The 11,397-nt window shown below is 31.5% G+C and carries 12 protein-coding genes; 2 read left to right on the top strand and 10 right to left on the bottom strand.

The window, feature by feature from the left end:
* Positions 1-90: 90 nt before the first annotated feature.
* The 3 genes from rbsD to menA all read right to left on the bottom strand — a co-directional run bounded on the left by rbsD (position 91) and on the right by menA (position 2,632).
* Positions 91-486, bottom strand: coding sequence for a D-ribose pyranase (gene rbsD, locus LGK97_RS15855; RefSeq protein ID WP_226260724.1), 396 nt, complete (start codon positions 484-486; stop codon positions 91-93).
* A 34-nt stretch (positions 487-520) separates the two neighbouring features.
* On the bottom strand, positions 521-1,456 hold the full coding sequence (gene rbsK, locus LGK97_RS15860) for a ribokinase (protein WP_226260725.1): 936 nt from the start codon (positions 1,454-1,456) through the stop codon (positions 521-523).
* A gap of 228 nt (positions 1,457-1,684) precedes the next feature.
* Entirely contained in the window at positions 1,685-2,632 is a 948-nt protein-coding gene (gene menA / locus LGK97_RS15865) for a 1,4-dihydroxy-2-naphthoate polyprenyltransferase (RefSeq protein ID WP_226260726.1), read from the bottom strand.
* Positions 2,633-2,951: 319 nt separating this feature from the next.
* Between menA and LGK97_RS15870 the strand changes: the two genes are divergently transcribed.
* Positions 2,952-3,500, top strand: coding sequence for a biotin transporter BioY (locus LGK97_RS15870; RefSeq protein ID WP_226260727.1), 549 nt, complete (start codon positions 2,952-2,954; stop codon positions 3,498-3,500).
* 93 nt (positions 3,501-3,593) lie between these two features.
* On the opposite strand, the gene LGK97_RS15875 is transcribed toward LGK97_RS15870, so the two are convergent.
* Complete coding sequence (locus tag LGK97_RS15875; RefSeq protein ID WP_226260728.1) at positions 3,594-3,932, bottom strand: arsenate reductase family protein; 339 nt, start codon at positions 3,930-3,932, stop codon at positions 3,594-3,596.
* Between the two features lie 50 nt (positions 3,933-3,982).
* Entirely contained in the window at positions 3,983-5,362 is a 1,380-nt protein-coding gene (locus tag LGK97_RS15880) for a TRAP transporter permease (protein WP_226260729.1), read from the bottom strand.
* A 317-nt stretch (positions 5,363-5,679) separates the two neighbouring features.
* Here LGK97_RS15880 and LGK97_RS15885 point away from each other — a divergent pair, with 317 nt between their 5' ends.
* Positions 5,680-5,952, top strand: a complete 273-nt coding sequence (locus LGK97_RS15885) for a hypothetical protein (RefSeq protein WP_226260730.1) — start codon at positions 5,680-5,682, stop codon at positions 5,950-5,952.
* 34 nt (positions 5,953-5,986) lie between these two features.
* On the opposite strand, the gene LGK97_RS15890 is transcribed toward LGK97_RS15885, so the two are convergent.
* From LGK97_RS15890 to LGK97_RS15910, 5 genes are all read right to left on the bottom strand, one after another.
* Positions 5,987-7,198 (bottom strand): ABC transporter permease, encoded by a 1,212-nt coding sequence (locus LGK97_RS15890; protein WP_226260731.1) that lies wholly within the window; start codon positions 7,196-7,198, stop codon positions 5,987-5,989.
* 12 nt (positions 7,199-7,210) lie between these two features.
* Positions 7,211-7,903: an ABC transporter ATP-binding protein gene (locus LGK97_RS15895; RefSeq protein WP_226260732.1), complete on the bottom strand. Its 693-nt coding sequence runs from the start codon at positions 7,901-7,903 to the stop codon at positions 7,211-7,213.
* Positions 7,904-7,947: 44 nt separating this feature from the next.
* Complete coding sequence (locus LGK97_RS15900; protein WP_226260733.1) at positions 7,948-9,108, bottom strand: efflux RND transporter periplasmic adaptor subunit; 1,161 nt, start codon at positions 9,106-9,108, stop codon at positions 7,948-7,950.
* Positions 9,109-9,195: 87 nt separating this feature from the next.
* Complete coding sequence (locus LGK97_RS15905) at positions 9,196-10,068, bottom strand: tRNA 2-thiocytidine biosynthesis TtcA family protein (RefSeq protein ID WP_226260734.1); 873 nt, start codon at positions 10,066-10,068, stop codon at positions 9,196-9,198.
* An 85-nt stretch (positions 10,069-10,153) separates the two neighbouring features.
* Complete coding sequence (locus LGK97_RS15910) at positions 10,154-11,215, bottom strand: FAD:protein FMN transferase (RefSeq protein WP_226260735.1); 1,062 nt, start codon at positions 11,213-11,215, stop codon at positions 10,154-10,156.
* Between the last annotated feature and the right edge of the window lie 182 nt (positions 11,216-11,397).

An 11,397-nucleotide genomic window follows, 5' to 3' on the forward strand; every position in this document is an offset into this window, starting at 1 on the left:
AAGGAGATTTAGACTCCCACTTAAGTTTTATTTTTGCTAGGTAGTTGATCTACACTTATGGAAGTGGGAGACTTTCCTTCTGAAATGTCGTTAAAATACAACTCCTGATTTTAGTATTACATTTGCATAAGGTGTTTGTTCTCCAGTTCTCACCACAGCTTTACACTCATTTAATTGAGCCTTAAGCTTTTCATGAGTAACAAATGTAATTTTCACATCTCCTACTGCCTTTTTTATTTCATCAAATACATAAGGACTAACTTCGAAGGTTTCTTTAGCAACAACTACTTCCTCTATTTGAAGTTCTGTTAATATACATTTTAAAGTTTCAATAAATCCCGGTATATTTTTAGATAATGCAATATCTATTCTTTTTGTATTATTTGGTATGGGTAGACCACAGTCCCCTATAGCTAAGGTATCTTGGTGTCCCATTTTAGAAATTACTTCAGATATTTCTGAATTTAGCAATGAAGTTTTTTTCATGATTAAGCCTCCTTGTATTACTGTAGGAGAAAAATTAATTAGTGTCTTCCCCGTAAATGTCTATTACTTCTTTCATCGTTGGTATTGAAGGTTGTGCTCCTGATCTTTGAACTACTATTGAAGAAACTTTATTAGCAAAAACAATAGCCTTTTTAAGATTTTCATAACTTAATTCTCTGGTACCTAGTTTACTTGATACTGCTCCAATAAAACTATCCCCTGCAGCTGTTGTATCAATGGCATTAACCTTAATGGCAGGAATTATTTCTGACTTTTCTTTAGTTATTAATGCTGCACCTTTTGAGCCTAAGGTTATTATTATGTAATTCACTCCCATAGCTATGAAATTATCAGCTGCCTTTTTAGCACTTTCGAGATCTTCAACTAATATTCCTGTAAGCTCGTAGGCCTCTGTTTCATTAGGAATTATTATATCTGTATATTTAAATAATTCATTATCTATCTTTTTTGCTGGAGCTGGATTTAATATTGTAATAATTCCATGAGACTTTGCATAAATAAAGGCCTCCATCGTGATTTCGCTAGGTGTTTCAAATTGTGCAATTATTACATCCGAGCTCTTTATAATGGAATAGCTTTTCTTAATCTCATCTGTACTTATATTCATGTTAGCACCAGCAACTACCACTATTGAATTATTGCCTTCTCTGTTAACATTAATTATAGCTGTGCCAGTACTTTCTTTATTATCTCTGAAAATATAGTCTGTATTTATGCAATTTTTTTCAAGTTCTCTAACTAAAAAATCACCATTGCTATCTAGACCAACCTTACCTATCATGGAGACATCAGAACCCATACGTTTAGCAGCAACTGCTTGGTTTGCTCCTTTTCCTCCAGGAATAGTAGCGATACTCTTTGCGAAAATAGTTTCACCAACCTTAGCCATCTTTTCTACCTCTAATACTATATCCATATTTAAACTTCCAAGTATGCAAGTTTTATTCATATAATAGATCACCTCTTTTTTACTTAACCGATTAAGTAAACCGGTTAAATAAATTGTAATCGTTTAAATTCATATTGTCAATACATAATCTGAATAATTTTATGGCATATATATATAATATTTAAAATTTAAATAACCCCTTAAATAAGTTTACCAACATGGATAATTCTTATTTAAAAGGGCTATTTAATAACTAACTATTCAATTTTAATAAATGCTCATTAAATCTTATAGCAATAAAAGTACTATTAGTAATGCCACGATATGAGTTACATTCATTGTGGCAAAGTTTTTCACTGCGAGAATGAAGGTTTCGTTTTTAATTGGTTTTTGGCAGAATAGCCTTATATTTTTACTTAGGGGTAGTATAGTTAAAATCACTAATAGTGACATAATCGGTAGGATATTTAATATAACTAAAATTATAATGTCCATATACCCAATATAGTACAATGTTTTAAATAGATTAAGTGAATTCTTTTTACCTAAATAGTAAGGTAGAGTGAATCTGTTATTTAGTATATCATCTTCTACATCACAAATATTATTGGCAAGCATTATGTTTGCTATTCCATTAATTGTTGGGATAGATATTAAAAAAATATAAAATATTTCCATAAGGTTTATACTTATATTTAGCATATTATTATGGTACATTAAAGAAATTATATTATGATCAAATATATGAATGTAACAAGATAAAAATAAAATTATAAATCCCATGAATACTCCAGAAAATACTTCACCCAGTGGCATACGTGAAATTGGAACTGGTCCATAAGTGTAAAATATACCTGCTAAGAATGAAATAATTCCGATTAATAGTACAATTACATTAGTATTTAAAGTTAATAGAATTCCGAAAACTATTGCAATTGTAAGTAAAGTGAAAATTATAGACTTCGCTGTGGATTCTTTAATCCCATATTTTACAATTGCATTTTCATCTTTATAACTACAGCCTTCAACCTTTAAAGCTTTTTTATAATCAATGTAATTGTTAATTGCAGTTGTAGCCATGTCAAAAGCTAATAGTGATATTCCCATAATAATAAAGTTTTTTAAATTAAAACTTTTATATCGATATAATGAATAAAGTGTACCTACTATAAAAGGTATGATACTGGCCAATTTTGTTTGAATCTCTACGTATTTTAAAAAACTACTTAATGACACTTTTGTACCCCCTTATGTACTATAGAATACTGTATAAATTAAAATCACTTGTATTCTATATATTTATTTGCGAGTTTATTATAACACATCTTTCTAATTACTAATTAAACATAATTTAATTCTCAATATATTAGCGGGGTATACTTAAGAATCGCAACACTTACATTTTTTTATAGTTTGTTTGACTTTCAAAATAGTTCATGATAATATTATTGTAAACCTAGATATCACTTTCGGTTTACAATAATCCACATAGCATATTTCCATAGAGGCTCAGCAAAATTCTACAAATTTATAACTTATTAAGGAGGAACTTATTTTGAAATTATCTACACGTGATTTAATAATTACAGCATTATTTACATCATTAACTGTAGTAGGTGGGTTTATTTCCATCCCTTTAGGACCAGTACCTGTTACGCTACAAACTATTTTTGTTGTTTTATCTGGACTTATATTAGGTGCTAAGCTAGGAGCGCTATCTCAAATTACATATGTTACTTTAGGCTTAATTGGGTTGCCTATTTTTTCTGGTGGTACAGGAGGGTTAACTTCTATAGTGAGCCCTACTTTTGGATTTTTAATATCTTTTATTGTTGCAGCTTATGTAATTGGTAAGCTTACAGAAAAAAATAAGTCTCTTTCTCGAATAATATATTCTGTTATCTTAGGAAGTTTGATAATCTATGTTATTGGAGTTCCCTATTTTTATTTTATTTTTACCAATTATTTAGGAAAAAGCATAAACTTTTATGTAGCACTTAAATATGCTTGTATACCATTTATACCTGGTGACATTATAAAAGCTACAATATCTATTATTTTAGCTAAACAATTAATACCTAGATTAGAAAGATATGCATATTAAGGATATTCATCTTAAAGATAATATAAATAAATTCCTATGGTATCCAGGGAGATAATGAGATTTATCTCCCTTTAACTTTCTGGACTATTATAACTATTCCCAGGTTGTCCATACTTCAGGTACATAACCCACTGTAGCTTCTTTTCCATTTCGAACTATAGGAGTTTTAAGAAGTTGTGGGTTTTTCAATAAAATATCTTCTTTAGTTTCCTCTCCTCTTATTTGATGCATATTTAGCTTTTTATAATCCTTCGCTGCTGCATTAATTAAATTATTAAGGCCTACTGCATTTTTCACGCTTTGTAGTTCACCTTTACTTAATCCTTTAACACTTAAATCTATGAAATGATACTTTATATTTCTTTCTTTAAAGTATCTTTCTGTTTTTTTTGTGTCAAAACACTTCTTAGTTCCGAAAAATTGAATATTCATTTGTTGTAAGTCTCCTTAAAATGTATTAGTATATCTTTTATATATATAAACTATAATATTATCATAGCAAGTATAACTGTAGCAACTATTCCACAGGTAACTGGTATAATATTTTTTCTGGCAACTTCAAATGGCTCTACGTTACATATTCCAGCTGCAGCGACCACACTCCAAGGAATTATGGTTCCTCCACCTATCCATATAGTTATAATTTGACCAAATGCCGCGATCTTTTCTTTGTTTATGTTAATTGCATTAGAAAAGGTTTCAGCTAAAGTACCAACTAGGGGAAGCCCTGCGAAGCCCGAACCACTTAGTCCGAGAAGCGTGCTCACTGCTGTTTGTATACCTACCACAGAGTATTTAGATAATGGTATTTTGTTTGCCACATATATGCCTATATCACTCAAGATGCCACTAGCGTTAGTTCCTAGAATACCCTTTGCAGTAGCTTCACTTCCAAGAAAAAAGAAAGCACCTATGATTATAATTGGAGAAAATATACTTATACCAAAAACAAAGCCACTTTTGATGTATTTAGTAACATACCCTAAAGATGATTTAATGCCAGCGTGAGTTATTGATGAAATTATCATTATAATTGCTGCGGTTCCACCTATTAAAGCTGTAGATTCTGATCCCTTTAATAAAAATTTTCTTATTAATATGATATCAATTATAAACACTAAAGGAGTAACTATTGCAATTGCTTTTGGTCCTATTGATGGGTTCGCCATAAGTTTCGTGGAATCTAATTTCTCAGCGTTTTCAATGTAATTCCCAACTTCTGAATATTTATCTTTCTTCATAAGTATAAATGCTGTAGTTATAGTAACTATACTCATCACCGCCCAAAAGGGAATGCTTTCATTAATAATTCCAAGTGGACTAGGCAGATTAGCAGTCTTAGCAGTTATTGATGGTGCTGCTTGAAGAACGAAATCGCTAGATAAGGCTGCCCCATTACCGAATATACATAAAACTACCGCAGCCCATACTGGTGGCAACCCAGATTCTATAGCTGCAGGAACCATTAAAGCACCTATAAAAACCACTGCTGGCGTAGGCCAAACAAACCAGGAAGTCAAGGTCATAGTAATACCTAGCACAAAAAAGGACATAGTTTTGTTTATCATTAATCTTTTAATAGGTTTTATAATTAGCTGGTCTGCTCCTATTTGCGTTAATGCACTAGACATTGCATTGACTAGAGCAATAACTACAACTACCTCCATGAACTCTTTTCCGGAAACCACTATTGACTTATAGATTGTTTGAACTGCCATTAGAATATTTCCTGTATACACATAACCTATTATCCCAATGCCTAAAATGCATGGAAGGATTACATCTTTCTTTAGTGCAATTATTAAAATAATTATTAAAATAATTATGATATACACGTAATGTATTAGCCCTAAACTTATCATACGCTTTTCACCCCCAAATCCATATAACATAATACCAACAGTATTTGTTATATGAATTAGATTACTCTTTAAAAACATTGCATGTTAATTAATACTATGAGTTTTATTATTAACTAAAAAATTAATAACATGCATTATGAAAGTTATTTCTAAAATCCCTCTAATATATTAAATGACTTTAACTATGATTTATGATAGACTTATGACTAACAAAAAATATTTCGCAAAGCAATGATATATTCTAAGTTCAATCATCACCTTCGGTGCTGAAATATTAAAACTATTATCTACATATAAAATCAATTAGGGAGGTTACTATGTTAAAAATTTGGGGGAAGTTAATCGTCGATAATAGAATTATTAAGGACGAAGTATCAGTGTCTGAAAATCAGGGTAGCTACCAAAAAAACTTAAATGCCTGTATAACAGAGTTATGTTATAAATTTGATATTTCAACACCATACTGGCTAAAATCTAACGTTAACGAATATAATAAAAGGCATAAAACTAGCTTCGATGAAAATAACTTTATAGAGGAAATTTCCTTTGATAAGTTTATGATAGAAGAATTGAAACCGCAAAAAAAATAGTGCTGATGTGCACTATTTTTAATATTTAGTAAGTTTATTCATATCTAAGCGCATCAATTGGATCGAGTTCCGCTGCTTTCTTAGCTGGGTATATTCCAAAGAATACTCCTACTGCAGAAGAGAATAAAATAGAACCAATTATAGATGTCCAAGAAATAATTGGTTCTATTCCTGCAAAAACACCTATTATTTCTGCGCCAACAATCCCTAAAATCATTCCAATTATACCTCCGATTGAGGATAAAATAACTGATTCAATTAAAAATTGCATCATTATTACCGTAGTCGTTGCTCCCACTGCCTTTCTTATCCCTATTTCTCTTGTTCTTTCTGTAACTGACACAAGCATTATGTTCATTACACCTATACCCCCAACTAACAGTGATATGGCTGCAACAGCACTTATAAATGCTGTAAATATTCCAAGAACGCTGTTAATTTGTTCAAGCATAGCTAATGCATTATCTGCAGAGTAAATTTCCTTACCTCTGTTATTGTGCCTTGCTTCCAACATTTTTATTGTACCATTTCCAACAGCTTCGCTATTTTCTTGTGAAGTAGCAACAACTGTCATTGAACTCACTTTAAATTCATTGGATTGCAATGTACTTAAGAAAGTTATTGGCGCAGTTACTATAATTGGTTTTCCAGAATTTCTACCATTGCCAAAAGGAGATGATATTCCTTTTTCCACACCCACAATAGTCATCTTTTTCATTAAAGTTCCCTGGCCTATCTTAATACTCTCACCAACTACATCAGAATACCCAAATAAAGTAAGTGCATCGCTTTCATCAATTATTCCTACAGCTATTCCCTGTTCATATTCCTTTTCATTAAAATACCTTCCAAAAAGAATTTCTGTATTATTTATATAGGCAAGATCGGGAGAGCCACCTCTCATAAAAGCATTTTTACTTCTCTTTTCAGAAATAACAGCCCCTTGAAGTTGATAAGAAGGACTTGCATATTTAATGCTCTCTAACTTCTGTTTTATTTGTTTAACGTCTTCTAATGTAATGTAATCCGTTGATTGAGCTTCAGAGCCACTTACCTTAACTGTAACGGAGGCTGACCCAAGTTTTTCAAATTCACTTGTGATAGTTGATTGTCCTCCTTGACCAAGGGATACAATTGTTATAACTGAACTTATACCAATTATTATTCCAAGCATGGTAAGAAAGGCTCTCATTTTATTGGCCCTTATACTTGATAAGGCTGATTTTACACTTTCAAATATATTCATACTCTCGCTCCTTTATAAGACAATCCTATTCTTAACTAATGAATCAGATATAATTTCACCATCTCTAAATCTTACTATTCTATTTGTATGAGATGCAATATCATTTTCGTGAGTTACCATAAGTATGGTGGCACCTTCATTATTCAAATCTTGAAATATCTTTATTATATCTTCTGAAGATTTAGAATCAAGGTTCCCTGTAGGTTCATCAGCCATGATTACCGCTGGAGCATTCACTATTGCCCTCGCTATTGCAGCTCTTTGCTTTTGCCCACCAGATATCTCATTTGGCAAATGCTTTATTCTATCAGAAAGACCTACCTTTTCAAGTGCAAAAAGCGCCTTCTCTTTTCTCTCTTTAGCGGGTATTCCAGCGTACATCATTGGGAGTTGTACATTATCGAGCAAGCTAATTCTTGGAATAAGATTAAATGACTGAAATACGAAGCCTATTTCCTTGTTTCTAATATAGGCAAGTTCTCTATCATTTAGAATTGAAATATCTTGTCCGTTTAAAATGTATTCGCCGCTATTCATTTTATCAAGGCATCCAAGTATATTCATTAAAGTAGATTTACCTGAACCAGAAGCCCCCATTATTGCTGTAAATTCACCCTTTTTAATTTTAAGACTGATATTATTGAGAGCTGTAAATTCAAAATCTCCAGTTTTATATGTTTTTATCAAATTTTTTACCTCTAACATTTGCCTTCCTCCTTGAATCCCTATAAGCCACATAACAAGTATTCTTAATCTTTCGCTAATGCCTCTTTAACTCTTATACCTTCCTTTATTAAAGTGGAAGGATTCAATATAACTTTTTCGCCACTTTTAACTCCCTGAATTATTTGAACTTCAGTATCTGATTGCGCTCCAATACTTACATTTTTTTCATGTACGATATTTCCTTCAATAGTGTATACTAAGTTTTTTCCTCCCTTTTCCACTTTTAATGCTTCGGAAGGTATCTTAACTGCATTTGCAACCTTTTCCACTAATATATCTATATCCACATCAAAATCTATCTTTAAAGCTGGAGCATTGTCTGTAATTAATATTTCTACTCCTAGGGTGGTTTCACTTCCGGTTACTCCTACCATTTTCTTCGCAGCAGGGTCTATAAATAAAACACTTCCCTTATAGATGTTATTTCCACTTTTAATAGTTACTTCCTGACCAATTTTAACCTTTGTAGCATCATATTTACCAAGTGATGCAGTTGCTTTTAAGTTTACTAGGTCTTGAACTACTACCACTGCCTGCATTCCACTTCCTATTGATCCTTCAATTGCATTCAAATCTGTTACAACCCCAGCATTCTCAGCAATAATGGTACTCTTGTTTTCAGCTACTCTTTGTTTGGCAGAACTTAACGATATTTCTGAAAGTTTTACTGCATTGTCTGCTTGTTTTAACTTTTCATTTGAAATCGGTGATAATGCATTCTTTTGTTGCCTTAGAGTTTCAGCTTTTGCTTTATCTGCTGGATTTATACTTTTCTCAAGTATTACAATTTCGTTGCCTAAATCTGTAATCTTATTTTTTATACTCTCATTTTGATTATATAAATCTTTTTTAGAGAGTACTGCATTATCATACTGAATTTGTGCTTGGCTTACAGTTGAACCTAAATCCTGTTCTTCATAAGTTACTAATATATCTCCTATTTTAACATTATCACCTACTGTTACATTAACTTTTTTTATTTTAGCTTGAAGGCCATAATACATCTTGCTATTTTTAGACTTCACTGTTGCTGTAGTTGATATATAGGATTTAAGCTCTCCAAGCTGTACTATTGAAGTTTTAACAGTTGTAATTTTATTATTATTCTTTTTTTCACTTATAAAGAAAGCACCGCTTAAAACACCTACTATAATTAAACTGGATATTATTACCTTCTTTTTCAAAACTATTCCTCCTTATATCTTTCTGTTAGTATACATAAAAACTAAAAAGGTAGCAGTAGAGTGTAAAAATCTTTCTACTGCTACCTTTTAATTTTCATTTTCATTGTAAAAATCTAAATAGGAGAAGTCTTTTCCATCTTTTTTCCAACCCAAAATTGAATCCATATTTACATTTTGTGATGATCTAAAAATAGACTTATCAACATCGCTAAATGTTTTTCTAAGCTCATCTATTAAAGCTTTAACTTCATGACGCTTGTTTCCTATTTTTTTAGCTGCAACCATGCAAGCACAATTTAATGGCCAGATTCCACTATTTTGAGTGAAGTTTTCAATATATTGCTCTTCAACATAGTAAAGAGGTCGAATTAATTCCATATCCTTGAAATTTTGTGCTTTTAATTTGGGAAGCATTGTCTTAAAATTTCCAGAGCAAAGAACATTTAACATAGTTGTTTCAACAACATCATTAAAATGGTGCCCAAGGGCAAGTTTATTGCAGCCAAGTTCTTGTGCCTTTGCATATAAGGCCCCACGACGCATTTTTGCACACATATAACAAGGATAGTCCTGTGCTATAGTATCAATAATATCAAAAACACGCGACTCAAATATTTTAACGGGAATATTCAAATGTTTACAATTATCAATTAGTAGTTCCTTTATATTATCATGATAACCAGGATCCATTGCAATATACTCTAATTCAAAATTAACTTTACTGTAACGTTGTAACTCTTGAAATAATTTAGCCATTATTAGGCTATCTTTACCACCCGAAATAGCTACAGCGATTTTATCACCTTCGCAAACTAGCTTATAATCCTTTATAGCTTTAATAAATTTTGTCCAAATAGGTTTTCTATAGGTCTTAATAAGACTGCGCTCAATTTCTGCTAGTGGCTTTCTTTCATTAAATGGCACTAAAATTTCGCAACCTTCTCCTGCAATACTACTCATAAACTTGCACCTCATTTGCATTAGCGCATTATAACACACCTAAAAGTATAGCTTACTATAGGTATGTTATATTGCTCTTAAATTTTTAATTTTTTAAAGTAAATTGTGAATCCGTTAGTTTAAAGTTGCCTTTTAAACCTGGAGTAATATATAATTCTTTATCTTTAGTTATAAAAATAGCCTCTATCCCAGGCATAGTATTTATAAACTTCATTCCCTCTTCAATTCCTAATGAAAATACACTAGTAGAAAGCGCATCTCCATCAATTGATTTTTCACTTACGATTGATACTCCTGCAATAGAATTATCACAAGGATAACCCGTGCTAGTACTTAGAATATGGTGATATTTCTTGCCATCCTTTTCAAAGTATCTTTCATAAATACCTGAAGTAACAACAGATTTATTTTCAACTTCAATTAATCCGATGATATCACCTCTTTGGGTAAAAGGGTCTTGAATTCCTATCTTCCATGGTGCACCCGTAACATTGCTACCCATAGCAAATACGTTACCCCCAAGATTTATTATAGCATGTTCAACTCCATTTTCTTTCAAAACCTTAGCTACCTCATCTGCGGTGTACCCTTTAGCTACGGCACCTAAATCTATTATCATTCCTTTGTTTTTAAGAAATGCTGTTTTATTTTTTTCGTCTAGCATTAAATTTTTGTAACCTATTAAAGCTTTTTTTCCTTCAATTTCTTCTTTTGAAGGTACTTTTGCACCTTCGGTACCAATGCCCCATAACTTTACAAGAGGTCCTATTGTTATATCCATTTTCCCCTCTGTTAATCCTGCAAATTTTAAACCTTCCTTTAGAACTGCCATTGTTTCATCAGAAATTTTAACTGGATTTACTCCAGATGCATTATTAATATCTATAACCTGACTACTACCTTTATTAATACTCATTATATCCTCAACTTCAGCAATCCTTTTAAAGGCTTTATCAAGTACTTCTGTAGAAGATTTATCATAGATTTTAATAGAACAAACAGTTCCCATTAAGAACTCAGTACTTGAAATTGGCTCTACTGGCTTTATTGGTTCTGCAACCTTTTTAGAGCAACCAGATACTGTTATTGCAAGCAAAGTACATATTGTTATTATTTTGATTTTTTTACTTTTTGATAAAAAAAACATAATTATCTCCCTCTTTTTTTCATTTAGTTAATTATATTTGTTGTGTAATATAAAGGTATGTCAATAGTAATCAATCGAGTAGGAGCTGAATAATTAATTTATTCAGCGACCTCTCACACCACCAAGCATACCGTTCGGTACTTGGCGGTTCAATAAGATTTACCTAATCATAAATATTTTTC

This window comes from Clostridium sp. CS001, assembly GCF_020443565.1.
Lineage (GTDB): Bacteria > Bacillota > Clostridia > Clostridiales > Clostridiaceae > Clostridium_AD.

Coding starts and splice junctions, on each gene's coding strand:
- LGK97_RS15885 (WP_226260730.1), top strand. CDS start 5,680: ATGTTAAAAATTTGGGGGAAGTTAATCGTCGATAATAGAATTATTAAG.
- LGK97_RS15890 (WP_226260731.1), bottom strand. CDS start 7,198: ATGAATATATTTGAAAGTGTAAAATCAGCCTTATCAAGTATAAGGGCC.
- LGK97_RS15880 (WP_226260729.1), bottom strand. CDS start 5,362: ATGATAAGTTTAGGGCTAATACATTACGTGTATATCATAATTATTTTA.
- LGK97_RS15910 (WP_226260735.1), bottom strand. CDS start 11,215: ATGTTTTTTTTATCAAAAAGTAAAAAAATCAAAATAATAACAATATGT.
- rbsD (WP_226260724.1), bottom strand. CDS start 486: ATGAAAAAAACTTCATTGCTAAATTCAGAAATATCTGAAGTAATTTCT.
- LGK97_RS15875 (WP_226260728.1), bottom strand. CDS start 3,932: ATGAATATTCAATTTTTCGGAACTAAGAAGTGTTTTGACACAAAAAAA.
- LGK97_RS15905 (WP_226260734.1), bottom strand. CDS start 10,068: ATGAGTAGTATTGCAGGAGAAGGTTGCGAAATTTTAGTGCCATTTAAT.
- LGK97_RS15895 (WP_226260732.1), bottom strand. CDS start 7,903: ATGTTAGAGGTAAAAAATTTGATAAAAACATATAAAACTGGAGATTTT.
- rbsK (WP_226260725.1), bottom strand. CDS start 1,456: ATGAATAAAACTTGCATACTTGGAAGTTTAAATATGGATATAGTATTA.